This window comes from Lysobacter sp. TAB13 (assembly GCF_052113885.1).
GTDB classification, from domain to species: Bacteria; Pseudomonadota; Gammaproteobacteria; order Xanthomonadales; family Xanthomonadaceae; genus Lysobacter; species Lysobacter gummosus.
Map to the genome: position 1 here is coordinate 288,195 of NZ_JBFRDR010000006.1, position 24,413 is coordinate 312,607.

A 24,413-nucleotide genomic window follows, 5' to 3' on the forward strand; every position below is an offset into this window, starting at 1 on the left:
TTACATACCCACATTCAAGCACTCCAGGATGCCTGCCCCATGAGCACCGAGATCAAAGTCCCCGTCCTTCCCGAGTCGGTCTCCGACGCCACGATCGCCACGTGGCACAAGAAGCCGGGCGATGCGGTCAAGCGCGACGAGAACCTGGTCGATCTGGAAACCGACAAGGTCGTGCTGGAAGTGCCCTCGCCCGTCGACGGCGTGCTCAAGGAAATCAAGTTCGAAGAAGGCGCGACCGTGACCAGCCAGCAGCTGATCGCGATCGTCGAGGCCGGCGCGGCGGCTGCCGCACCAGCTGCTGCCGCGGCTCCGGCCGCCGCCAACGTTGACGCGACTCCGGCCGCCGGCGCCCAGCCGATCACGCCGAAGGCCGACGCGCCGAAGGCTCCGGCCGGCAACGACCAGCTGCCCCCGGGCGCGCGCTTCACCGCCAACACCCAGGGCATCGACGCATCCCAAGTCGAAGGCACCGGCCGCAAGGGCGCGGTGACCAAGGAAGACATCGTCAATTACGCCAAGAGCGGCGGCGTCGGCAACGCCGCCGGCGCGCGTCCGGAAGAGCGCGTGCCGATGACCCGCATCCGCGCCCGCATCGCCGAGCGCCTGATGCAGTCGAAGAACTCGATCGCGATGCTGACCTCGTTCAACGAAGTCAACCTCGGCAAGGTCATGGCCATGCGCAAGGAGTTGGGCGAGTCGTTCGAGAAGGCCAACGGCGTCAAGCTCGGCTTCATGAGCTTCTTCGCCAAGGCCGCGGCCAACGCGCTGCAGCGCCATCCGGTGGTCAACGCCTCCGTCGATGGCAACGACATCGTCTATCACGGCTACGCCGACATCTCGATCGCGGTGTCCACCGACAAGGGCCTGGTCACGCCGGTGCTGCGCAATGTCGAGCGCATGGGCTTCGCCGACGTCGAGAAGGCCATCGGCGATTACGCCAAGAAGGCCCGCGACGGCAAGCTGGCGCTGGAAGACCTGCAGGGCGGCACCTTCACCATCACCAACGGCGGCACCTTCGGCTCGCTGATGTCGACCCCGATCGTCAACCCGCCGCAGTCGGCCATCCTCGGCATGCACGCGATCAAGGAACGCGCCATCGTCGAGAACGGCGCCGTGGTCGCCGCGCCGATGATGTACATCGCGCTGAGCTACGACCACCGCATCATCGACGGCAAGGACGCGGTGCTGTTCTTGGTGGACATCAAGAACCAGCTGGAAAATCCGCATCGCATGCTGCTGGGCATGTAATGCCTCTGAGCCCCTCTCATACCGCTTGAGCCCCTCTCCCGCTCAGCGGGAGAGGGGTTGGGGTGAGGGCCCGCGGCGATCGTGCCACGCCGCCCTCCCCGCCTCCCTCATCCGCCCTTCGGGCACCTTCTCCCGCCAGCGGGAGAAGGGACAAGGCAAAGGAATATCTGATGTCTGAGCAATTCGACGTAGTCGTCATCGGCGCCGGCCCCGCCGGCTATCACGCCGCCATCCGCGCCGCACAGCTCGGTCTGAAGACCGCGTGCATCGACGCCGCGCTGGGCAAGGACGGCAAGCCGGCCCTGGGCGGCACCTGCCTGCGCGTGGGCTGCATTCCGTCCAAGGCGCTGCTCGACAGCTCGCGCCAGTTCTGGAACCTGCAGCACCTGTTCGGCGAACACGGCATCAGCGCCGACAACGCCAAGATCGACGTCGCCACCATGGTCGGTCGCAAGGACAAGATCGTGAAGCAATTCACCGGCGGCATCGCGATGCTGTTCAAGGCGAACAAGATCACCCCGTACTACGGCTTCGGCACCCTGCACCCGGGCAACATCGTCAAGGTCAAGCAGCACGACGGCTCCGAGGTGGAACTCAAGGGCACCAACGTCATCATCGCCGCCGGTTCGGATTCCATCGAACTGCCATTCGCCAAGTTCGACGGCGACAAGATAGTGGACAACGTCGGCGCGCTGGACTTCACCGAAGTGCCCAAGCGCTTAGGCGTGATCGGCGCCGGCGTGATCGGCCTGGAACTGGGCAGCGTGTGGAAGCGCCTGGGCTCGGAAGTCACCATCCTGGAAGCCCTGCCCGACTTCCTCGCCGCCGCCGATGCCGAGGTCGCCAAGACCGCGGCCAAGGAATTCAAGAAGCAGGGCCTGGAAATCAAGCTCGGCGCGAAGGTCAGCAAGGCCGAGATCAAGAAAGACGGCGTGCACCTGACCTACAACGACGGCAAGTCCGATCAGGAACTGGTCGTGGACAAGCTGCTGGTGGCCGTCGGCCGTCGTGCCGCCTCGAAGGGCCTGTTGGCCGAAGGCACCGGCGTCAAGATCAACGAGCGCGGCCAGATCGAAGTCGATGAGCATTGCCACACCGGCGTCGACGGCGTGTGGGCGGTCGGCGACTGCGTGCGCGGGCCGATGCTGGCGCACAAGGGCTTCGAGGAAGGCATCGCGGTTGCCGAACTCATCGCCGGCCTGCCGGGCCACGTCAACCTCGACACCGTGCCGTGGGTGATCTACACCGAGCCGGAAATCGCCTGGGTCGGCAAGACCGAACAGCAGCTCAAGGCCGAGAACATCCCGTACAAGACCGGCAGCTTCCCGTTCGCGGCGATCGGCCGCGCGGTGGCCATGGGCGAGCCGGCCGGCTTCGTCAAGGTCATCGCCCATGCCGAGACCGACCGCGTGCTGGGCCTGCATCTGGTCGGCGTCGGCGTGTCCGAACTCGTGCACGAAGGCGTGCTGACCATGGAGTTCAACGGCTCCGCCGACGACCTCGCCCGCATCTGCCACGCGCACCCGACCTTGTCGGAAGCGATCCACGACGCGGCGATGGCGGTCGACAAGCGGGCGATTCACAAGGCCAACTGAGGCCGGGAATCGGGAATGGAGAATCGGGAATCGGAAAGAGCGCAATGCGCTCGTCCGGTTCCCGATTCGCTTTTGGGCCTCCCGAAACCTGCGTCGCCGCTCTTGCCGTTCCGATTCCCTATTCCCCATTCCCGATTCCCGTTGCCCATGAAAACCCTCTGCGTCTACTGCGGTTCCAACTCCGGCGCCAAGCCGATCTACACCGAGCGCGCGATCGCGCTGGGTTCGCGCATGGCCCGCGACGGCATCGCCCTGGTCTACGGCGGCGGCAACGTCGGCCTGATGGGCACCGTCGCCGATGCCGTGCTCGATGCCGGCGGCGAAGTGATCGGCGTGATTCCCGAGCACCTGGTCAATTGGGAAGTCGCCCATCGCGGCCTGACCAAGCTGGAGATCGTAGGCTCGATGCACGAGCGCAAGGCGCGCATGTTCGACCTGGCCGACGGCTTCGTCGCCCTGCCCGGCGGCTTCGGCACGCTGGATGAGATGTTCGAGATGCTGACCTGGCGCCAGCTCGGCATCGGCAACAAGCCCTGCGCCTTCCTCGATATCGACGGCTTCTACGCGCCGCTGATGGCGATGCTCGATCGCATGGTCGCCGAGCGCTTCCTCCACGCCGACCAGCGCCAGGACCTGTGGCACGGCGACGACATCGACGTCCTGCTGAGTTGGATGCGCGACTACACCCCGGCCTCGGCGTCCAAGTGGATGGACGAAAAGCGGCGCAAGGCGCTGCGCTAGAGCGTCATCCTTCCGGGCCGTCATTCCAGCGAACGCGGGCTCCGCTTTACTTCAGCGGAGCCGAATATCCAGAGACTTCAGCGCCCCCTTTCCAGAACGTCATTCCCGCGAAGGCGGGAATCCAGAGACTTAAGCGCCATCTCTCAAGATCGCCATTCCCGCGAACGCGGGAATCCAGCGACTTCAAACGTTCTCGCACGAAAGGCCCTGGATTCCCGCCTTCGCGGGAATGACGAGCAAAAACAACGCATCCACCTTCGCCCCACTTTGCCCGGATCGCCGCATTGCAGCCCCACCCAACGGCATCCACAGCCGCTCAGCTATGATCCCAACTCGTCCGACGAGACCGTCCCATGAGCGTTCCCGCCTCGTTCAACGCGTTCCGCATTCATAACGACGACGCCGGCTATCGCGCCGGCGTCGAAGCGGTCGGCATCGACGATCTCGCCCCCGGCGAGGTCGTGATCAAGACCGCCTACTCCTCGGTCAATTTCAAGGACGCGCTGGCCGGCACCGGCGAGGGCAAGATCCTGCGCAAATTCCCGCTGGTCGGCGGCATCGACGTGGCCGGCCACGTGGTCGCCTCCAGCGACGGCAAGTTCAAGGAAGGCGACGCGGTGCTGGTCACCGGCTGCGGCCTCAGTGAGACCCGCGACGGCGGCTACAGCCAGTACGCGCGGCTGCAGGCGCAGTGGGTGGTGCCGCTGCCGTCCGGGCTGAGCCTGCGCGAGAGCATGGTGCTGGGCACCGCCGGCTTCACCGCCGCGCTGGCGCTGCACCGCATGCTCGACAACCGGCAGACGCCCGAACACGGGCCGCTGGCGGTCAGCGGCGCCACCGGCGGCGTGGGATCGCTGGCGCTGGACATCTTCAGCCGCGCAGGCTTCGAAGTGCACGCCATCAGCGGCAAGCCGGAGCAGACCGATTATCTGAAATCCATCGGCGCTCATCAGGTGTTCGGCCGCGACGCGCTGCAGACGCAGCGGCCGATGGAATCGGCGCGTTTCGGCGGCGGCCTGGACAATGTCGGCGGGCCGATGCTCGCCAGCCTGCTCGCGCAGACCGCGCCCTACGGCAACGTCGCCACCGCCGGTCTGGCCGCCACGCATGCGCTGGAAACCACGGTAATGCCTTTCATTATTCGCGGCGTGTCCCTGCTGGGGATCGCCTCGGCCGGCACCGCGCGCGCGATCCGCGACGAAATCTGGCAGCGTCTGGGCAGTCAATGGAAGCCCGCGCATCTGGACCGGATCTGCACCCGCGAGGTCGGTTTGGCACAGTTGGCGCAGGTGTTTCCGGCCATGTTGGCCGGCGGTTCGCTGGGCCGGACCCTGGTCGTGATCTAGTTGGCATTGCAGCCGCGCGGCGCGTCGCTACAATCGGCCGCAGATCCTTGGGGGAAACACATGGCGCGTATTTTGATCGTCGATGATTCGCCGTCCCAGTTGATGGGCATCCGTCGCATCGTCGAGAAACTGGGGCATGAGGCCTTGACCGCTGAAGACGGCGCCGCCGGCGTCGAAGCGGCCAAGCGGGAGTTGCCCGACCTGATCCTGATGGATGTGGTCATGCCGAACCTCAACGGTTTCCAGGCCACCCGCTCGATTTGCCGCGAGGCCACGACCAAGCACATACCGATCGTCCTGGTCACCACCAAGGACCAGGACACCGACCGCGTCTGGGGCATGCGCCAGGGCGCGAAGGCTTACATCACCAAGCCGTTCAGCGAGACCGACCTGTCGGAGATCATCGGCCAGCTGCTGCCCTCGCTGGGCTGAACACGCGTCGCGGCACAGCCGCGCGCATTCATCCCGATCCCGGCGCGAGCCGGGATTTCGCGTTTCAGGGCCGGCGCCAGTCCTCGCCGAAGGCCTCGCGCATGGCCTCATAAGCCCCGTGCTGCGCCGGTGTCTCCGCGCGCGGCGCCAGCACTTCCAGCTCGACGATCTGATCGCCGGCCGGCGTGCCCGGCAGGCCGCGGCCACGCAGGCGCAGCTTGCGCCCGGCTTCGGAGTTGGCCGGAATCTTCAGCTCCACCGGCCCACCCAGGGTCGGCACGCTGATCGTCGCGCCCAGCGCCGCTTCCCACGGCGCCAGCGGCAGCACGTGGATGATGTTGCGGCCATCGACCTCGAACTGCGGATGCGCGGCGTATTCGATCTCCAGCAGCAGATCGCCGTGCGTGCCCTGGCCGGCCAGGCGGATCAGCTGGCCCGGGCGGATACCCTTGGGCACGCGCACGTCCAGGGTCTTGTTGTTGACCGAAATACGCACGCTGCCGCCTTCGAACACCGTTTCCAGCGACACCGCCAGCCGGGCCCGGGTATCGCCGCGCGGCGGCTGCGCGCTGCGCGGATTGCCGCCAAAGCCGCCGCCGTTGGAGGAACGGCCGCGGCCGAACAGGTTCTCGAAGAAGTCGCTGAAACCGCCGCCCGCGCCGCCGCCGGCGAAGATTTCCTCGAAATCGGCATTGCCGCCGCCGTAGCCGCCGCCGAAACCGCCCGGAGGCGGCTGCACCTCGTCGCCGGGGCGATAGCCGCGCGCGCGCAGTTGATCGTAGGCCGCGCGCTTGGGCGGATCGCGCAAAGCCTCGTAGGCCTCGTTGACGGCCTTGAATTTCTCTTCCGCGCCCGCTTCTTTACTGACGTCGGGATGGTACTTGCGGGCCAGACGGCGATACGCCGTCTTGATCTCCGCCTCGCCCGCGCTGGGCTCAAGGCCCAGGGTTTCGTAATAGTCCTTGAACTGCATCGATCGATCGCTCCAAACGCGCAAACGCAGGAGCGGCGCTGTCCGCTCACGCCGCCTTGACGCATGATTAAGCTCACAGCATGGCGATTACGACCGCGATTTCAAGTCACGTTGACGCGGTATTTAGAACCGGCTGCCTAGACTGCACCCCACATCAGGAGAACCCCATGAGCATCCAGGTCGGCGAACGCCTTCCCGAAGTCGCACTCAAGCGCATCACCAACGGCATCGAGACGGTAGACACCCGTTCGCTGTTCGACGGCCGCAAGGCGGTGCTGTTCGCCGTCCCCGGCGCGTTCACCCCGACCTGTTCGGAGAAGCACCTGCCCGGTTTCGTCGAGCACTTCCAGCAGTTCCGCGACAAAGGCATCGAAGTGGCCTGTCTGGCCGTCAACGATCCGTTCGTGATGCAGGCCTGGGCGCAGAGCCAGCACGTTCCCGAGGGCATGCTGATGCTCGCCGACGGCAACGGCGATCTGACCCGCGCGCTCGGCCTGGAGCTGGACGCCAGCTCCTACGGCATGGGCACGCGCGCCAAGCGCTTCGCGCTGTACATCGACGACGGCGTGGTCAAGCAACTGCATGTCGAGGAGCCCGGCGAATACCGCGTGTCCTCGGCCGAGTACATGCTGCAGCAGGTCTGACCCGCGCCGCACCATCACGACGCCGTCCGGGCTCCGCCCGGCCGGCGTTCCCATCACTGCTTATCGCCGAGGTTCCCCGCCCCATCCCCCGACCGCCAGGAGACGTCATGTCCGCCAAGCCCGTCACCAAGATCGAAAGCCGCAAGCCCGCCCCGAAGTCCTCGCCGTTCGTCAGCGACATCAGCGCGATCCGCGCACGCGCGCGCAAACACATCGAGGACGGCGCGATCACCGACAGCTACACCGCGGACCGCCAGGCGGTGATCAAGCTGCTCAACGAGGCCCTGGCCACCGAAATCGTCTGCGTGCTGCGCTACAAGCGCCACTACTTCATGGCCAGCGGCCTGATGGCCGACGCGGTCAAATCCGAATTCCTCGAACACGCCAACGAAGAACAGGCGCATGCCGACCGCATCGCCGAGCGCATCGTCCAACTGGGCGGCGAACCCGACCTCAATCCCGACGTCTTGTCCAAGCGCTCGCACGCCGAGTACGTGGAAGGCCACGACCTGCGCGACATGGTGAAGGAAGACCTGGTCGCCGAGCGCATCGCCATCGACAGCTATCGCGAGATCATCAACTACATCGGCGACAAGGACACCACCACCAAGCGCATGATGGAAGACATCCTGGCGCAGGAAGAAGAACACGCCGACGAACTGGCCGACATGCTCGACGGCTGGACCGGCAAGTAAGCATTGTCGTCTGCCGCGAGCGCGGCGGGTCTGCGCTCGTGGCTTCCAGCCGCGATAGCGTCGTCCTTCCAGCTCGTCATTCCCGCGAACGCGGGAATCCAGTGCCTTTCGTGCGAGAACGCTTGAAGTCGCCGGATGTTCGGCTCCGCCAAAATAGCAGAGCCCGCGTTCGCGGGAATGACGGGCAAAAAACGCAAGAACCGGATGCGCCGCCAAACGCGCCGTTAACAATTCGCTGACGAATCCATAAACGCTCACCGCAGCGCCCCCTGTTCGAAGCGCCCGTGATCGCGGCAGACTCGATCGCATGAGCAGACACATGGAAGTCTCCCGCTTGCGCGCTTATCTGGAGCGCGCGCACTGGCCGCGCTTGCAGATGAGTCTGATCGTGCTGATGACCGGCGCGATCGGGTTCCTCGCCTCGTACTCGATGCTCAGCTCGGGACTGCAGGCGATGTGGCTGCGCTACCCGCTCGCGGCCGGCTTAGCCTATCTGGCGTTCATGGTGCTGCTGTGGACTTGGGCGCGCACGCACGGCCGCGATTTCTGGGACAACTTCGACCTGCCCGATTTCGGCTCCGGCTCGAACAGCTCGGGCGGTTATTCGCCGCAGTGGCAATCCGGCGGCGGCCAATCCGGCGGCGGCGGTGCCTCGTCGTGGTTCGATCGACCCTCCTCGATGTCCAGCCGCGGCGCGAATTCCTCCGGCGGCGACTGGTCGCCGGTCGAGGCGCTCGACGACGCGATCTGGGTGCTGGTCGCGCTGATCGTCGCCGCCGTCGCGCTGCTGGCGATGGGCTGGGTGATCTGGATCGCGCCGGGCCTGATGGCCGAACTGCTGCTCGATGTCGCCCTGGCCGGCGGCCTGTACCGGCGGCTGCGCAAGATCGAATCGCGGCATTGGCTCAGCACCGTGCTGCGCCGCACCGCGCTGCCGTTTCTGGGCGTCGCGCTGATGGCCGGGCTGGCCGGTTACGCCGGCGCGCATTACGCGCCGGGGGCGGACTCCATCGGCGACGTGATCGCCGCGCACGCCGCGCGCTGAAGCCGCCGCGGCGGCTCAGAACGTCGCGAACACCTGATTGAGCCGATCCATGTACGCGCGCTTGGCCGAGGCGTCAATGAAGCTGCCTTCGAAGCTGTTGGCCGCGAGCTGCCAGGCCTGACGCGCGCCCAGGCCGGTGGCGGCGAAAGTTTCGGTGAAGTTCTGATTGACGTAACCGCCGAAGTAGGCCGGATCGTCCGAGTTCACCGTCGCCACCAGACCGGCGTCGAGCAGCGCGCCCAGATTGTGCTGGCTCAGCTGCTCGAACACGCACAGTTTCAGATTCGACAGCGGGCACACGGTGAGCGGGATGCGGTCCTGCGCGAGCCGCTTCATCAGCGCCGGGTCTTTAACGCTCTGCACGCCGTGATCGATGCGTTCGACCTTGAGCACGTCGAGCGCGCTCCACACATACGCCGGCGGCCCCTCCTCGCCCGCGTGCGCAACCAGGCGCAGGCCCAGCTCGCGGCAGCGCGCGAACACCTGCGCGAATTTCTCCGGCGGATGGCCCAGCTCGCTCGAATCCAGGCCCACGCCGATGAACTTGTCGCGCAGCGGCAAGGCCTGTTCCAGGGTCTCGAAGGCTTCGCGCTCGCTCAGATGGCGCAGGAAACACAGGATCAACAACGCGCTCACGCCCAACTGAGCGCGCGCATCCACACAGGCGCGATGCAGGCCGTTGATGACGGTCTCCATCGCCACCCCGCGCGCGGTGTGCGTCTGCGGGTCGAAGAACATCTCGGTATGGACGACGTTGTCGGCCGCGGCGCGCTGCAGATAGGCCCAGGCCATGTCGTAGAAATCCTGCTCGGTGAGCAGCACGCTGGCGCCGGCGTAGTAGATGTCGAGGAAACTTTGCAGATTGGTGAAGGCGTAGGCCTCGCGCAGCGCCTCGACATCGGCATAGGGCACGCTGACGCCGTTGCGCCTGGCCAGGGCGAAGATCAGCTCCGGCTCCAGCGAGCCTTCGATGTGCATGTGCAGTTCGGCCTTGGGCATGGCCCGCAGCAGCTCGGGCAAGCGCTGCGCATCGATATGGGCGAATGCCGCCGGGGTGGGGGTGTCCTGAGTCATTGGAACTCCTGTGCCTGCCAGGATCGGTACGAACCGATCCGGTGGGAAATCTGGTCGACGTCGCAAGACCGCTGCCTCGCGCCTCATTGCCGCGGGCCGCGCGTTGATGCCGGGCGGCCGTTACCCGCGATGTATACCACCGCGCCGATGCGGATGCAGCCGCCCTGCCCCGCGCGCAACGCACCGACGGCGGCGCGCGGCCGGATCGGACACCTTGCGCTACCATGCCCGCTCATCCCTCGGCGTATCGGCTTCGCGAACTCCCATGGCCCAACGTCGCAGCGAACTGACCTTGTTCCGCCTGTTCGGCGCGCCGGTGTTGGTGCATTGGACGGTGCTGCTGATCGTCCTGCTGGCGTTGTTGTTCAGTCGCGATCCGCTCGTGCTGAGCGCCAGCTTCGCCGCGTATCTGTCGCTGATCCTGGCTCACGAAATCGGCCACGCCTGCATCGCCCGGCTCAACCGCCTGCGCGTGCACGAACTGCTGGTGTTCCCGCTGCACGGCTGGTGTCGCTACCAGGCCGGACGCACGCGCGGCCAGGACATCGCCGTGGCCTGGGGCGGCGTCGCCGCGCAGGCGCTGTTGTTCGCGGTGGCCGTGGCCTTGTCGATCCTGGCGCCGAATCCGGGCGGCCCGTTCGGTCCGACCCTGGCCGCGATCGTGCTGGTGTGGGGCCCGCTGAACCTGTTGAACATCGTGGTCAATCTGCTGCCGATCGCGCCGTTCGACGGACACACGGCCTGGGGCGTGCTGCCGTGGGGGCTGCAACGCATCCGCGCGTCGCTGCGCGCGCCGTCCAAGGCGCCCGCGATCAAGCAGCCGCCAGCCGCCGAGGCGAAGAAAAACACGCACGAGAAAGTGGTTTCGCTGAGCGAGCGACGCAAGCGCCGTTGAATCTGCGCCGCCGTCGTTCGCCTAACGCAAGACCTTGAACCGCACCCGCGACCACGCGCCGGTATCGGCCAGCGCGGTCAGGCTGTGCTCGCCGGCTTCGCCGAAATCGTGATCCAGGCGCGAGCGGCCCTGCGATTCGCCGATCAAGCGCCCGTCGAGCAACCAGCGCACGCGCGCATCGCTGCCGAGCGCGCGCACCGACAAACGCAGCGGCGTCGCGCTGCCCGGAGCGCGGGCGAGCGTGGCCAGATCGTCGATGCCTTCGATCCGCAGTTCTTCGACCGCGTCGCGGCCGTCGTCGATGCAGTCCGGCGACAGCGGCGGCAATCGCGAGGCCTTGCGCGTGTCGGCGGCCAACCAAGGCGACGCCAAGGCAGGCCAACGCGCCAGCTCAAGCGACTTGCGCTCGTGCGGCTTCGCGCACTCCCCCGACAACCGCAAACCACTGCGCGCATCGACCTCATAACGCTCCACGCCCGCATTCCACAACCGCGCATCGCGCTCGGCCAGGGTCGGCGGCACCGAACCGTCCAGCGTCCACGCCTGCAAGCGGCGATGGCACAGCTGCGGCGCCTGCGGGTCCGGCGCCACGCCCAGCGGCCAGCACACCTCGATCTGGCGCACGTTGGCCGGCGGCGGCCGCGGCACGGAGTCGCCGCGCAAACGCGGCAGGCTGTCGATCACTTCGAACAACAGCGGCAACGCGGTGACCGCGCCGTACTGGCCGGGCAGCGGCGTGCCGTCGGGCCGTCCGACCCACACACCGACCGTATAACGCCGCGTGCTGCCCAACGCCCAGGCGTCGCGGAAGCCGTAACTGGTGCCGGTCTTCCAGGCCACGCGCGGGCGCGCGGCGGAATCGAAGGTTTGTTCGACGCTGCCGGGGCGCGGATTGGCTTCCAGGATTTCTCGCACGATCCATGCCGCGCCCGGCGACAGCAACCGCCGTTCTGTTTTCTGCGAGCCCAGTTGATAACGCACGCGCCCGGCGATGCCGCCGCGATTGAACGCCGAGTACGCACCGACCAGATCCTCCAGGCGCGCACCGGTGCCGCCGAGAATCATCGCCAGATTCGGCTGCGCCCCGCGCGGCCATTGCAGGTCGATGCCGGCGTGGGCCAGGCGCGCGGAGAACCGCGCCGGCCCGACCCGGTCGAGCAGATCCACCGCCGGTACGTTGAGCGACAAGCGCAGCGCCGTGGCCGCGCCCACCGGCCCGTTGAAAGCGGCATCGAAGTTGCCCGGCCGGTAGCCGTGAAACGATTGCGGCGCATCGACGAACAGACTCTCGGAATGGATCAGCCCGTCGTCGATCGCCAGCCCGTACAGAAACGGCTTCAAGGTCGAACCGGGCGAGCGCCAGGCCTGGACCATATCGACGTGGCCCAATCGCGCCGCGTCGCCGAAGGTCACCGAGCCGACGTAGGCACGCGCTTCCAGGCTGGCGTTGTCGACCACCAGCAACGCCGCCGAGGTGCGCTCGGGCAAGGTGGAGAAATAAGCGCTGAGCCGGTCTTCCAGGGTGCGTTGCAACTGCGGATCGATGGTGGACACCACCCGCGCCGCATCGGGATTTTCGAAACGCAGCCGCTGCGCGAGCAAGGGCGCGTAGCGCGGCGGCTGCAGCGAACGCGCCACCACCGGCTCCACCCGCGCGTCATTGACCTGCGCGCGCGACCACACGCCCAGCGCGGCCATGCGCGCGAGCACCTTATCGCGGGCGATGCGCGCGCGCTCGGGTTCGCGATCCGGGCGCAGACGGCTCGGCGATTGCGGCAGCACCGTCAACAACGCGGCCTCGGCGTGCGACAGGCGCGAGGACGGCTTGCCCAGATAGGCCCAACTGGCCGCCTCCACGCCTTCGACCGTGCCGCCGAACGGCGCGCGGTTGAGATACAGGGCGAGAATCTGCGCCTTCGACAGATGCGTTTCCAGTTGCAGCGCACGCAGCATCTGCCGGCTCTTGGCCCACAGGCTGCGACGATGTTCGCCGGGCTCGGCATCGAGAATGCGCGCGACCTGCATGGTCAACGTCGATCCGCCCGACACCACCCGCCCGCTGCGCAGCCACTGCCCGGCCGCGCGCAGCATCGCCACCGGGTTGATGCCCGGGTGCTTCCAGAACCAGCGGTCTTCGTAGTTCAACAGCGCCTGCAGGTACAGCGGCGAGACCTGCTCGGCGCTCACCGGATAACGCCACACGCCGTCGCGGTCGGCGAAGGCGCGCAGCGGCGTGCCGTCGCGCGCGACCACCACCGCGCCGGCATCGCGCGGTTTCGGCAGGGGCAGCGGGAACGCCAGGTCCAGCAGCATCGCCGCGATCGTCAGCGACAACAGCGCCAGCAGGGTTTTCAGCGCGAACCGGCGCGCGCGGCCGCGTGCGGCGGCGCGAGGGGATTCGGTGGCGGCGGGCGATGTGGACAAGAGCGGCTGGCGATGAGGTCAAGGCAACGAAGGTGAAGCGCTTGCGCGCAGGGTACGCGGCCGGCCGGCGCGGACATCGCGGCCGCGGCGTCCGCGCTCACTCGCCCATGTCGTGTTCTTCGTGATCGGCCAGATACAGCTCGCCTTCGATCAGACGGAAGTTCATGTGATAGCCCACTCCGCCGCTCTCGGGCCACTGCAGCATGGCGGTGGCATCGATCACGTAGCTGCCGCCGGCGACTTCGGCCATGGCGCCGTCGGGCGCCAGATCGATCTGCAAGGCGCGTTCGCCCGGCGCGGCGGCGGCGCGCGGGGTGACCGAGGCGAAGCGCCGGTGCTCGTCTATCCGGCTCAGCTGCACGTGGCTGAGCATGCCGACGGTATCGATGAAGGCGCGGCGCCGCTGCGCGTCGGCGAACACGGCTTCGGGTTCGGCGGCGTTCTTGTCCGCGGCCGCGGGGGCCGGGCGCAGATGTGCGGCGAGATCGCTGTCGCGGCCGGCCTGCAAGGCCTCGCGCATGGCCTGCAATTGCGCGATCACCCGCTCCTCCGGCGATTGTTCGACGACCCGGCGCAGCGCCTTGCCGTCCCATTCGAAGGCGTAGTAACCCAGCGTCTTGGGAAACGGCAGCATGCACGCCTCCAGGCCGTCGACCCACAGGCGGCCGTCGCGGATTCCGCGCACCTGCGGGCAGTCGGCGAACAGGTCGGTCTGGTCCGGCTGCAACTGCAGGCCGTCCTTGCGCGCCAGCAACAGGCGCACGCGCTTGGCGACGTGGCGCATCGCGCCTTCCTCGCCGATGCCGTATTCGATCACCACATCGTTGCGGCCGTCGCGGTCGAGATCGCCGACGAAATGGTCCACGTAGAAGCGGTCGAATCCGGGATCGGTCTTGCGCACGATCGCGTCGGCCTGCTCGATCAGCGGGGCCAGCGGCGGGGTGTCGTGCGGCGAGGTGCCGCCCCAGTTCAAGGCCGGGTCCGTGGCCGGACTGGCGGAGGCATCGGCGGTTTTAACCGGCGCCGCCGGTTCGACCGCGCCGCCTTTGCCGCCATCGCCGCCGCAACCCGCCAGCGCCAGCAACGCCGCCAGCGACGCGGCGCGCGCGGCGGGAAGCGCGAAGCTTCCCGCCTGGAACGCCGGACTCACGGCTGGCGCACCGACAAGCTGGCCGGGCTGGCTTTGCCGACGCCGCGCAGCTCGGGACGGTACATGTCCTCGACCAGCGACGGCGGCACCGTGTAAGTACCCGGCGTCACCGCGCGCACCAGGTAGAACACGCGCGCGGTCTGGTTGGCGTCGAGCTTCAGCGCGGCGATGTAGCGATCGTCGCGGAACTCTTCGTGCTTGACCTCGGCGGCGCTGGAGCGCTCGGAGACTTCGATCCCGTCCACCACCACGCCGGCCCATTGTTTGCCGTCGCCGAGATTGAAGTTCTCGATCTCAAGGCCGGCCGGCAACAGATCGGTGAGCAGCGCATCGGGCATGGCGCTGTGGGCCTTGATCTTCACCTGCACGATCAACGCCTCGCCCTCGACCAGACTGCCGCCGCTCCAGTCCTTGCCCTCGGTGGTGTAGTACTTGCGCGCGACCTCGATCTGCGAATCGTCGGCGGCCGGCGCGGTGCGCGGCACGCCGGCGACTTCGAAGCTGGCGTACAGCGGCGGCTGGCCGCTGGGCGCGAAGCTCACGCCGGAGGCGAGCGTGGCGTAATCGAACACGCGGCCGATCAGCTTGGCCGGATCGGCGTCGGTGGAGGCGCCGGCCACGGTCCAGCGGCCGGAGATCTGCTTGCCCTGCTCGGCCATCAAGGCCTTGCCCAGGCGCGCCAGCGCGACCTGTTCCTGCGTACTCAGATACAGCCAGCCGCTGTTGCGGCGCGCATCCAGGTCGCGGCCCATCGACACCGTGCGCGCGTCGTATTCGGGCTGCGACAGCTTGTGCTCGTGCACCAGCGCGATCATCAGCGCGTCGTCGCGCAGGCGGCTGCCGTAATCGCCCAGATACGGCGGACGCTGGGCCGGATCGCGCGCGAAGCCTTCCTTGATCGCCTTGCCGCCGCGCGCCTTGTCGCCCTGCAGCGACAGCGCCAGGCCCAGGTGCACCAACGGCAGACCGGTCAGACTCTGCTTGCGATCGTTGTCGTACAACGCGCGCAGCGTTCCCAGCGGCGCGCGGTTGACGCGGGCCAGCACGTAACCGGCGTGGGCCTGATAGGCGAACTTCAGATGCTCGCGCCGGTCGTAGCCGTAGAACGAGGCATTGCCGGAGAGCAGATCCTCGCTGAGCACCTTCAGCGCTTTTTGCAGCATCGCCTCGGGCACGGCGAAGCCGCCGTCGCGCGCATCGAGCAGGAACTCGACCACATACGGCGTCAGCGCCGGATTGACGGTATCGCCGTCGCCCCACATCGAGAAATGGCCCGAGGCGATCTGCATCGCCGCCAGACGCCCGAACGCGCCTTCCATGCGCGCGCGCCGCTGTTTGGCGTCGATGCCCTTGACCCCGAGCATCTTCGCCGTGGCATCGTCCAGTTCCAGCGCGGCATAACCCTTGCTGGTGGTCTGCTCGGCGCAGCCGTAGGGATACTCCAGCGCGCCCTGCAAGGCGCTGGCGAAGGGAATCGGCGGCAGCGCGCTGACCACCATGCGCGCGTTGACCGAATCGGGCATCAGGCCGTCGGCGAAATCGGTGCCGAGCTGGATCGCGCCGATCTCATCGAGCACGCGGGTGCGCGAACGCAGCACCGACGGCCAGGCCGGACGCACCGGCAGGTCGTAGCGGCGGTCGACCTTGTAGCCGTTGCCGTCCACCCGCACCCGCACTTGCGCGGTGGTGTAGCCCTCGCGCGCAACGACCGGGAACGTCAGGGTCTTCTTGGCTTCCACGCCCAGGCTGAGCTTGTGCTCGCCGTCGCTGAGCGACAGCGGGCCGATGCCTTCGACCTTGACCGCGAACTCGCCCGGCTTGCCGGTGAAGTTCTGCACGTCGAGGGTGACGTTGCTCTTGTCGCCCGGCGCCAGCACGCGCGGCGTGCTGGCTTCGGCCAACACCGGCGCGCGCACCACGGTCTCGGCATCCTTGTTGCCGTAACTGCCGCCGGAGTAGACCAGGGCCGACACCCGCACGGTGCCGTTGAAGTCGGGCACGGCCAGCTTGATCCGGGCGATGCCCTGCGCGTCGAGCTTCACCGGCCCCGCGAACAGGTCCACGGTCTGCACCCGCGCGGTCGGACGCCGCGCCTGCGGCAACGCCTCCAGCGCCATGTCGCCGCCGAAGCGGATCTTGGCGGTGTCGCCTTCGTAGCTTTCGATCACCCGCCCGTACACGTCGTAAGCGTCCACGCCCAGGCGGCGCTGCGCGAAGAAATGCGCGGCCGCGTCCGGCACCGGGAAGCGGGTGATGTTGAGGATGCCGACATCGACCGCGGACACGGTGACGTAGGCGTCCTTGCCGGCCAGTTGCGGCGCGCTGACGATCACCGGCAGATCCTGCTCGGGCTTCATCAGCTTGGGCACGTTGAGGCCGACGGCGATCTTGCGATCGCGCCGGTCCATCGGCACGTGCACCACGCCGACCGCGCGCGCCGGGGTGATCTTGCTCGGCGCACTGCCGCCGCGGAACACCAGCGCGGTGACATAGATGTCGTGACGCTCCCAATCGGCGGTGACCGGAATCTTGAACTTGCTGCCGGCCTTGGCTTCGATCGCCTGCACGTAGAGCATGCGGTCGGCTTCCACCATCAGCAGGCCGGGGCCTTCGTGCGGCGGGGTGATCGCGACTTCCAGCGTGTCGCCGGCCTTGTACGAGGTCTTGTCCAGCGCCAGCTTGACCTTGTCCGGGCGCGCGTCCAGGCCGCGGTTCTGATCGTCCCAGCTCCAGCCGGCGCGGAACGGATAACGGGTGGTGAGCTTGGTCGCCGGATCGAACACGTCCAGGCGGTATTCGCCCCACTCCACCGGGAAGCTGAGCTTGGCCACCGAGGCGCCGACATCGACGTTGCGCACTTCCACGTCCTGATAGCGGCGGGTGAAGTCGTAATCCCAGCCGCCGTCGTCGGCGTAGTTCCAGTGGTAGTCGCGATGCTCGCGCACCAGGGTCACGCGCAGGCCCGTGGCCGGACGCGTCTTGCCGTCGCTGCCGACGCGGGTGATCTCGAAGCCGGCGTTGCCGTTGCTGTCGGTGCCATCCTTGTCGTCGAACAAGGGCCGCACGCCGACCAGCGCATCGGCCGGCCACAACACCCGCTTGACGCTGCGGTTGACGCTGCGGCCGCCGGTTTCGTACACGCTGCCGGTGACGATGGCGGCGATGGTGCTGACCGGCTTGGCTTCGTCCGGCAGGGCGATGTCCTGGGTCAGCTTGCCTTGCTCGTCCAGGGTCGTGTCGATCACGTCCTTGGCTTCTTTCGGCAAAGTCAGGGTCGGATCGCCGAAGAAATAACCCGGCAGTTGTTCCAGCGGATGCTGCTCGACCGCGACGGTCATCTTCGCGGTAAAGCGATTGCCCGCGGCCGGCGCGCCATACAGATAGGCCGCGTCCACGCCGAGCTTGAACGGCTGGCCGGGCTTGAGCACCGGCTGCGCGCTCAGGTCCATCTTCAGCCGCTCGGGCAGGAATTCCTCGATGCGAAGGGTCATGCCCTGCACCGCTTCCTTGCTGCTCGGATCGGTGCGGAATTCAACGCGCCAGCGGCCGGTGGCGGCATCGGCGGGAATCAGCTGCGAATGGCGCACATAGCCCTGCGCATCGGGCTGCAGGCGCGTTTCCAGGAAGGTCTTGCCGTCGGGCTGCACGTAGCGCAGGAACACCGGCTGCAGGGCCTTGCCCTTGGCGTCGATCGGCTTGCCGTCCTGATCGCGCAGCAGCGCCGACAGGCGCACGGTCTCGCCGGGACGGTACAGATCGCGGCCGGACCAGGCGAACACGTCGAACCAGGCCTGCTCGCGGCCGGCGACGGCGAATTCGGACAGATCCAGCGCCGGCTGGTTGAACGGCAGCATCGACACGTCGCTGCCCTTGCTCGCGATCAGCACATGGCCGGCGTCGAGCTTGTAGCCGAGCATGGCGTTGCCGTTGCCGTCGGTCTCGCCCTTGAGCACCGGCTCGCCTTGCGCGTCGATCACTTTCAACGTCACGCCGCCGACCGCGCCGCCTTTCTCCAGCGAGGCCACGTGCACGAACAGCTTGTCCTTGTAGGCGCGCGCATGCAGGCCCAGGTCGCTGACGGTGAAGAAAGCGGTCTCGAACTCGTCCTTGAACTGGCCGGCGCGCTTCATCACCGCGAAGTACAGGCCCGGTTCCTGCAGTTCCTTGATGTCCTGCAGCGGCAGATAGGTCAGCACGCGCTCGTTGGGCTTGCCGCCCAGCACGAAGCGATTGACGTAGACCGGTTCGGCCAGCTTGGACAGCGGCTTCTTGTCGTCCCAGTCGCGCTCCAGTTCCCAGCTGCCCTTGCGGCCGCCGCGCTGGTATTCGGAGAAGAACTTCGGCAGTTCCTTTTCCTTGACCCGCAGGAATTCGACATCGACCTCCGGCACGTTGATCGACACCACCGGCAGGCCGCGGCTGTCGCGCGCCGGCAGCACGCTGCCCTGCGAGGCGAAACCGACCACCGGGTCCAGCGGGCCGGTGTAGACCTGCTTGCTGATCGGCTGGCCGATGCGGTCGCCGGCGGCGGCGGTCAGGCCGGCCTTGATCGTGACGGTGTAGTCCTTGCTCGCTTCCACGTGCGGGAAGCGCAGGATCTTGCCGCCGTCGTCCAGCACCCAGCCGCCCTGCACGGCCGCGCCGTTCTTGTCGGTCACCGCCAGCAGTTCGTCGAAGCTTTGCGTGCCCACCAGCGGCTGGCTGAATTCCAGCGCGATCGCCAGTTCGTCGCCGCGCTTCTGGTCCGGATAGGCGGCGACCAGGGCGAAGCCCTTGACCGCTTCGCGCTTGGCCTGGATCGCTTCGCCGCTGACCGTGGGCAGCTGGCCGGTGGTGTCGCGCTTGCAACCGGCGACCAGCGCGGTCGCGGCGATCAGCAGCGCCGCCGCGGTGCGCGCCCAAGCGCCGGCGCGCGGCGCGGAGAGGTTCGAGAGAGCGGTTTTATCCGCGAGTCCATCCAGGGGCTTAGCGCGCATCATGCGTATCTCTCAGGAAACTGCGACTGAGTATAGAACGAGCGCATGCAGGCGGTAATCGCGCAGCGAGCTGTGTCGCGGCGGCCGGCGGTGCGCGATCGGCGAGGTCGGCGCGGGGTTGCGTATCGCCAGCTTGAGTGCGCGTTACGGCGATGCGCTCGCGGGCTCATCGCGGACATGTCGCGCCGTGGTTCGATCCGCGTTTTGTGCCGGCGCACAAATTTCGGCCATATACCCCGGGCATTACTAAAAGTTATGGGCGGACCTGCGTGACCGAGAGTGCTACGGCTGGTCGCATATTCGCGGCGACGGCTGTCACGGCGTGGCATTGACTAATCCCATCGACAGTGAATTTCGACTCGCCGAAGTAATTGCGGCGGCGGTGCCAGGCTCGCGGCCTGGCCGCGAAATTCAATCGCGATCACATTATCTGGCCGCCGCTGCTTAAAAATCGACCTGCCGGCCCTTATTATTTATGCTGCACTGCAACATTAGCGTTGAAACATTATTACCAAAGATATTATTCGGTGCGTAAACAGGGAAAATAGCCAAGCCCAAGCGGCGCAAGGCTTTCAGCCCAATCCCCTCCTCCGCCGGGAAAATCACCGCCGACGGCTCCATGTGATCGCCGCCGTCCGATTTGACCGATCTTCCGGCCGATCCCTAGCGTCGATTCCGTCGAACGGCCTTGCCGCGCGGCATCCGCGCAAATCCCTCTCCCAATCGGACGCGGATACGAAACATCGCGAACCGGCCGCGAATAACGCGGCCGTCATTTAATCACTCACTTCGGGGTATTAACGATGAACCGCAACGTATCGGTACTGAGCTTCGCTGTTTCCCTGGTCCTCGCCGCCGGAGCCGCCGGAGCGGCCCAACGCGTGGATCTGCACAGCGTGGACGTCGCCAAACTCGACCAGCAATTCAAGGCCGCCACCGCCAAGTCCGGGGTCGCCGCCAAGGCCAACGTGCGCCACGCCGAACTGATCGCGCTGGACGCCGACTCGGCCCTGAGCCAACTCAAGAGCAGCCAGGACGCCGACGGCTCGCACAACTATCGCTACCAACAAAGCTTCCGCGGCGTGCCGGTGTTCGGCGAGCACGTAGTCGTGCGCGAAGACGCCCAGGGCAACGTGCGCGCCCTGTTCGGCCGCTCGGTCGCCGGCCTGGCCGCGGACCTGCCGACCCTCGACGCCAAGCTCAGCAGCGCGCAGGCCCTGAGCCTGGCCAAGGGCGCCGCGCTCGGCAAGCGCGCGGCCACGCTCCGCGTCAGCAACGAGAACAGCCGCAAGGTGATCTACCTCGACGATGCCGACCGCGCCCATCTGGCCTACGCGGTCGATTACTTCGCCGACGCCCCCAAGGGCGGCGAACCGACCCGGCCGTTCGCGATCATCGACGCGCGCAGCGGCCAGGTGCTCAAGCAGTGGGAAGGACTCACCCACGAACTGGTCGGCACCGGCCCCGGCGGCAATCAGAAGATCGGCCAGTACGAATACGGCAGCGGCGGCCGTCCCTTCCTCGATGTCACCCGCAGCGGCAGCACCTACACCTTCAACACCGCCAACGTGAAGACGGTGAACCTCAACGGCGGCACCAGCGGCTCGACCGCGTACTCGTACGCCGGCCCGCGCAACACGGTCAAGACCATCAACGGCGCCTACTCGCCGCTCAACGACGCGCATTACTTCGGCAAGGTCGTGTTCGACACCTACCAGGCCTATCTGGGCCTCTCGCCGCTGACCTTTCAGCTGAGCCTGCGCGTGCACTACAGCACCAACTACGAAAACGCGTTCTGGGACGGCCGCGCGCTGACCTTCGGCGACGGCCGCACCACCTTCTATCCGCTGGTCTCGCTCGACGTGGTCGGCCACGAAGCTTCGCACGGCTTCACCGAGCAGCAGTCGGGCCTGATCTACTCCGGCCAGTCCGGCGGCATCAACGAATCGTTCTCCGACATCGCCGGCGAGGCGGCCGAGTTCTTCTCGCGCGGCCGCAACGACTTCCTGGTCGGCGCGGACATCTTCAAGGCCTCCGGCCGCGCGCTGCGCTACTTCGACGATCCGACCCGCGACGGCCGCTCCATCGGCCACGCCAGCAACTACACCAACGGCCTGGACGTGCACTACTCTTCGGGCGTGTTCAACAAGGCCTTCTACATCCTGGCCAACAAGCCGAACTGGGGCACGGTCAAGGCGTTCAAGGCTTTCGCCAAGGCCAACAAGGACTACTGGACGCCGAGCACCAACTTCAACCAGGGCGGCGTCGGCGTGCGCCAGGCCGCGGCCGATCTGGGCTACAGCACCGCCGATGTGGTCAACGCGTTTTCGCAGGTCGGCGTGAACGCGCAATAAGAACGCGCGGCTCTTGCCGCGGCGCTCATGCCGACCTCCCGGCGTGCGCCGTCGCGGCTTGCGATCGCGACGGCAACAACGAAAACCCCGGCCTCGGCCGGGGTTTTCTTTTGCCGGCGCGGCAATCGCGCGGTGTGCGCGCACGCAACGCGAGCCGATCGCTCCGGGCTCGACCCGGCCAGATCACCACGCCCGGTTCGAAGCCGGCCGCCACCGCCGTAGTGCGGCGCCGTTCCGGTTTTCGCAAAACGCCTTCGGCTTATGAATAAACATAATAATCGAATAGTGCTATGCAGCCTGCAGAACCATGCGTGCAGGGGTCACACCAGCCGATGGACATAATCGCTCTAGCGGTGAACTGCGCAATTCGACAGAAACGCACGCAATCGTCGATATGCACACCGCCCGGGGATTTAAGGCACTTCGACGACTGCAGTCACATTAATCCAACGCACCAAGGCGGCCGCACCCTACCCGGGGTTCGCAATACCTTGCTGCAGCGCAGCAACATAAGTGAAATATTATTACGGCGATTTTCAACCGCCCCATTCGGGCGGCAATCGCCGCGAGCGAGGCGGCAGAACGCTTTCAGAAGAAATCATGTTGCGGACGCACACGCACAGGTCGCACTCGGTTTGTGACCTTCGTACCCGTCGTTGACGGCTTTTTCGGCTCGTCCATAGCGTCCCTCCGCCGCGCTACGCGTCAGCGCGGTATCCGCATCGAAGTTCGACGACACGCACGGCCTCGGGCACGGATCGCCGGAGGCGGCGCGTGCGAACTACGGGGGAGCGGATGCACGAGCAATGAGAGCCGGCCGCGAATGCGGCCAACATCCACACTCGTTTAGGGGTAATTCCAGTGAATCGCAACGTATCGCCGACTGCCCTGTCCTTCGCCTTGTCGCTCGTCCTCGCCTCCGGTGCCGCCGGCGCCGCTCAGCGCGTCGATCTGCACGGCCAGGACATCGCCAAGCTCAACCAGCAGTACAAGGCCGCCGTCGCCAAGTCCGGCGCCGCCGCCAAAGCCAACGTGCGCCACGCAGAACTGATCTCGCTCGACGCCGACTCCTCGCTGACCCAGATCAAGAGCAGCCAGGACGCCAACGGCACCCGTAACTATCGCTATCAGCAAAGCTTCCGCGGCGTGCCGGTGTTCGGCGAGCACGTGGTCGTCAGCGAAGATGCTCAAGGCAATGTGCGCACGCTGTTCGGCCGCTCGGTCGCCGGCCTGGCCGCCGAACTGCCGGCCACCGCGCCGAAGCTGAGCAGCGCGCAGGCGCTGGATCTGGCCAAGAGCGCCGCGCTCGGCAAGCGCCTGGGCGCGCTGCAGGTGCGCAACGAAAGCAGCAAGCAGATGATCTACATCGACGATAACGGCCGCGCGCACATGGCCTATGTCGTCAACTACTTCGCCGACGCGCCCAAGGGCGGCGAGCCGACCCGTCCGTTCGTGATCGTCGATGCGAACAGCGGCAAGGTGCTCAAGCAGTGGGAAGGCCTGACGCACGCTCTGATCGGCACCGGCCCCGGCGGCAACACCAAGACCGGCCAGTACGAATACGGCACCAACTTCGGGTTCAACGACGTCACCCAAAGTGGCAGCACGTGCACGATGAACAACGCCAACGTCAAGACCGTGAACCTCAACCACGGCACCAGCGGCACGACGGCGTTCTCGTACACCTGCCCGCGCAACACGGTGAAAACCATCAACGGCGCGTTCTCGCCGCTGAACGACGCGCATTACTTCGGCCATGTCGTGTTCGACATGTACAACAGCTATGTCGGCACTCCGCCGCTGACCTTCCAGCTGACGATGCGCGTGCACTACAGCAACAGCTATGAGAACGCGTTCTGGGACGGCTCGGCCATGACCTTCGGCGACGGCGCGACCACGTTCTATCCGCTGGTCAGCCTGGACGTGTCGGCGCACGAAGTCTCGCACGGCTTCACCGAGCAGCAGTCGGGCCTGGTGTATTCGGGCCAGTCCGGCGGCATCAACGAAGCCTATTCGGACATCGCCGGCGAAGCGGCCGAGTACTTCATGAACAACACCAACGACTTCCTCGTCGGTGCGCAGATCTTCAAGGCCAGCGGCGCGCTGCGTTACATGGCCAACCCGCCGCAGGACGGACGCTCGATCGGCCACGCCAGCAACTACACCAACGGCATGGACGTCCACTACTCCTCGGGCGTCTACAACAAGGCCTTCTACACCCTGGCCAAGACGGCGGGCTGGGACACGGTCAAGGCGTTCAAGGTCTTCGCCAAGGCGAACAAGGACTATTGGACCCCGAGCACCGACTTCAACAACGGCGCTTGCGGCGTGGAAACCGCCGCGACCGATCTGGGCTTCGCCAAGGCCGACGTCACCGCCGCGTTCGCGGTCGTTGGCGTCACCTGCCCCGGCGGCCCCGGCCCGGGTCCGGGCACGAAGTACACCAACGACACCGATTACGCGATCAACGACAACTCCACCGTTGACAGCCCGATCACCGTGTCCGGCCGTACCGGCAACGCCCCGACCAACGCGCAAGTGTCGGTCAACATCATCCACACCTACCGCGGCGACCTGAAGGTCGACCTGGTGGCGCCGGATGGCTCGCTGTACAACATCAGCAACCGTGCCGGCGGCAGCGCCGACAACCTCACCGGGACCTTCACCTTCAACCTGTCCAGCGAACCGCTCAACGGTACCTGGAAGCTGCGCGTGAACGATAACGCCAACGCCGACGTTGGCCGCATCGATACCTGGAGCATCACGTTCTGATCCATCGGCGACCCGCATGATCGCCTTGGAAACCCCGGCTTCGGCCGGG

16 protein-coding genes are annotated in these 24,413 nt (G+C 66.8%); 11 read left to right on the forward strand and 5 right to left on the reverse strand.

What is annotated here, in order from left to right; genetic code table 11:
• The first annotated feature begins 39 nt into the window (after positions 1-39).
• The 5 genes from sucB to AB4Y92_RS10175 all read left to right on the forward strand — a co-directional run bounded on the left by sucB (position 40) and on the right by AB4Y92_RS10175 (position 5,362).
• Positions 40-1,248, forward strand: a complete 1,209-nt coding sequence (sucB, locus tag AB4Y92_RS10155) for a dihydrolipoyllysine-residue succinyltransferase (protein ID WP_441819519.1) — start codon at positions 40-42, stop codon at positions 1,246-1,248.
• Between the two features lie 170 nt (positions 1,249-1,418).
• The gene (gene lpdA / locus AB4Y92_RS10160; RefSeq protein ID WP_441819520.1) at positions 1,419-2,843 is read left to right on the forward strand and encodes a dihydrolipoyl dehydrogenase; all 1,425 of its coding nucleotides are present in this window, start codon (positions 1,419-1,421) and stop codon (positions 2,841-2,843) included.
• Positions 2,844-2,990: 147 nt separating this feature from the next.
• Positions 2,991-3,584 carry a TIGR00730 family Rossman fold protein gene (locus tag AB4Y92_RS10165; protein WP_441819521.1) on the forward strand — a complete coding sequence of 198 codons (594 nt, stop codon included), beginning with the start codon at positions 2,991-2,993 and terminating at the stop codon, positions 3,582-3,584.
• A gap of 353 nt (positions 3,585-3,937) precedes the next feature.
• Positions 3,938-4,930 carry a YhdH/YhfP family quinone oxidoreductase gene (locus AB4Y92_RS10170; protein WP_441819522.1) on the forward strand — a complete coding sequence of 331 codons (993 nt, stop codon included), beginning with the start codon at positions 3,938-3,940 and terminating at the stop codon, positions 4,928-4,930.
• Between the two features lie 60 nt (positions 4,931-4,990).
• Positions 4,991-5,362 carry a response regulator gene (locus AB4Y92_RS10175; protein ID WP_215059996.1) on the forward strand — a complete coding sequence of 124 codons (372 nt, stop codon included), beginning with the start codon at positions 4,991-4,993 and terminating at the stop codon, positions 5,360-5,362.
• Between the two features lie 64 nt (positions 5,363-5,426).
• Here the strand turns inward: AB4Y92_RS10175 and AB4Y92_RS10180 are convergent, their stop codons facing one another.
• On the reverse strand, positions 5,427-6,335 hold the full coding sequence (locus tag AB4Y92_RS10180; RefSeq protein ID WP_441819523.1) for a DnaJ C-terminal domain-containing protein: 909 nt from the start codon (positions 6,333-6,335) through the stop codon (positions 5,427-5,429).
• Positions 6,336-6,502: 167 nt separating this feature from the next.
• Here AB4Y92_RS10180 and AB4Y92_RS10185 point away from each other — a divergent pair, with 167 nt between their 5' ends.
• From AB4Y92_RS10185 to AB4Y92_RS10195, 3 genes are all read left to right on the forward strand, one after another.
• The gene (locus AB4Y92_RS10185) at positions 6,503-6,979 is read left to right on the forward strand and encodes a peroxiredoxin (protein ID WP_441819524.1); all 477 of its coding nucleotides are present in this window, start codon (positions 6,503-6,505) and stop codon (positions 6,977-6,979) included.
• 107 nt (positions 6,980-7,086) lie between these two features.
• Positions 7,087-7,674 carry a ferritin-like domain-containing protein gene (locus tag AB4Y92_RS10190; protein WP_441819525.1) on the forward strand — a complete coding sequence of 196 codons (588 nt, stop codon included), beginning with the start codon at positions 7,087-7,089 and terminating at the stop codon, positions 7,672-7,674.
• A gap of 319 nt (positions 7,675-7,993) precedes the next feature.
• Positions 7,994-8,719, forward strand: coding sequence for a hypothetical protein (locus AB4Y92_RS10195; RefSeq protein WP_441819526.1), 726 nt, complete (start codon positions 7,994-7,996; stop codon positions 8,717-8,719).
• Between the two features lie 15 nt (positions 8,720-8,734).
• On the opposite strand, the gene AB4Y92_RS10200 is transcribed toward AB4Y92_RS10195, so the two are convergent.
• A complete protein-coding gene (locus AB4Y92_RS10200) occupies positions 8,735-9,793 on the reverse strand; it encodes an adenosine deaminase (protein ID WP_441819527.1) in 1,059 nt (352 codons plus the stop codon).
• Between the two features lie 265 nt (positions 9,794-10,058).
• Between AB4Y92_RS10200 and AB4Y92_RS10205 the strand changes: the two genes are divergently transcribed.
• On the forward strand, positions 10,059-10,688 hold the full coding sequence (locus AB4Y92_RS10205) for a hypothetical protein (protein ID WP_441819528.1): 630 nt from the start codon (positions 10,059-10,061) through the stop codon (positions 10,686-10,688).
• 21 nt (positions 10,689-10,709) lie between these two features.
• On the opposite strand, the gene pbpC is transcribed toward AB4Y92_RS10205, so the two are convergent.
• The 3 genes from pbpC to AB4Y92_RS10220 all read right to left on the reverse strand — a co-directional run bounded on the left by pbpC (position 10,710) and on the right by AB4Y92_RS10220 (position 19,238).
• Positions 10,710-13,043, reverse strand: coding sequence for a penicillin-binding protein 1C (gene pbpC / locus AB4Y92_RS10210; RefSeq protein ID WP_441819546.1), 2,334 nt, complete (start codon positions 13,041-13,043; stop codon positions 10,710-10,712).
• 166 nt (positions 13,044-13,209) lie between these two features.
• Positions 13,210-14,262 (reverse strand): hypothetical protein, encoded by a 1,053-nt coding sequence (locus AB4Y92_RS10215; protein ID WP_441819529.1) that lies wholly within the window; start codon positions 14,260-14,262, stop codon positions 13,210-13,212.
• The gene (locus AB4Y92_RS10220) at positions 14,259-19,238 is read right to left on the reverse strand and encodes an alpha-2-macroglobulin family protein (RefSeq protein ID WP_441819530.1); all 4,980 of its coding nucleotides are present in this window, start codon (positions 19,236-19,238) and stop codon (positions 14,259-14,261) included. Before AB4Y92_RS10220 ends, AB4Y92_RS10215 begins: the two co-directional genes overlap by 4 nt.
• Positions 19,239-20,041: 803 nt before the next feature.
• Here AB4Y92_RS10220 and AB4Y92_RS10225 point away from each other — a divergent pair.
• Positions 20,042-21,592 carry a M4 family metallopeptidase gene (locus AB4Y92_RS10225; protein ID WP_441819531.1) on the forward strand — a complete coding sequence of 517 codons (1,551 nt, stop codon included), beginning with the start codon at positions 20,042-20,044 and terminating at the stop codon, positions 21,590-21,592.
• 861 nt (positions 21,593-22,453) lie between these two features.
• A complete protein-coding gene (locus tag AB4Y92_RS10230) occupies positions 22,454-24,364 on the forward strand; it encodes a M4 family metallopeptidase (protein ID WP_441819532.1) in 1,911 nt (636 codons plus the stop codon).
• Positions 24,365-24,413 lie beyond the last annotated feature (49 nt).

Excerpts from the sequence above, each read along its gene's own strand:
- sucB (WP_441819519.1), top strand. The coding sequence starts at position 40 with ATGAGCACCGAGATCAAAGTCCCCGTCCTTCCCGAGTCGGTCTCCGAC.
- lpdA (WP_441819520.1), top strand. The coding sequence starts at position 1,419 with ATGTCTGAGCAATTCGACGTAGTCGTCATCGGCGCCGGCCCCGCCGGC.
- AB4Y92_RS10165 (WP_441819521.1), top strand. The coding sequence starts at position 2,991 with ATGAAAACCCTCTGCGTCTACTGCGGTTCCAACTCCGGCGCCAAGCCG.
- AB4Y92_RS10170 (WP_441819522.1), top strand. The coding sequence starts at position 3,938 with ATGAGCGTTCCCGCCTCGTTCAACGCGTTCCGCATTCATAACGACGAC.
- AB4Y92_RS10175 (WP_215059996.1), top strand. The coding sequence starts at position 4,991 with ATGGCGCGTATTTTGATCGTCGATGATTCGCCGTCCCAGTTGATGGGC.
- AB4Y92_RS10180 (WP_441819523.1), bottom strand. The coding sequence starts at position 6,335 with ATGCAGTTCAAGGACTATTACGAAACCCTGGGCCTTGAGCCCAGCGCG.
- AB4Y92_RS10185 (WP_441819524.1), top strand. The coding sequence starts at position 6,503 with ATGAGCATCCAGGTCGGCGAACGCCTTCCCGAAGTCGCACTCAAGCGC.
- AB4Y92_RS10190 (WP_441819525.1), top strand. The coding sequence starts at position 7,087 with ATGTCCGCCAAGCCCGTCACCAAGATCGAAAGCCGCAAGCCCGCCCCG.
- AB4Y92_RS10195 (WP_441819526.1), top strand. The coding sequence starts at position 7,994 with ATGGAAGTCTCCCGCTTGCGCGCTTATCTGGAGCGCGCGCACTGGCCG.
- AB4Y92_RS10200 (WP_441819527.1), bottom strand. The coding sequence starts at position 9,793 with ATGACTCAGGACACCCCCACCCCGGCGGCATTCGCCCATATCGATGCG.
- AB4Y92_RS10205 (WP_441819528.1), top strand. The coding sequence starts at position 10,059 with ATGGCCCAACGTCGCAGCGAACTGACCTTGTTCCGCCTGTTCGGCGCG.
- AB4Y92_RS10220 (WP_441819530.1), bottom strand. The coding sequence starts at position 19,238 with ATGCGCGCTAAGCCCCTGGATGGACTCGCGGATAAAACCGCTCTCTCG.
- AB4Y92_RS10225 (WP_441819531.1), top strand. The coding sequence starts at position 20,042 with ATGAACCGCAACGTATCGGTACTGAGCTTCGCTGTTTCCCTGGTCCTC.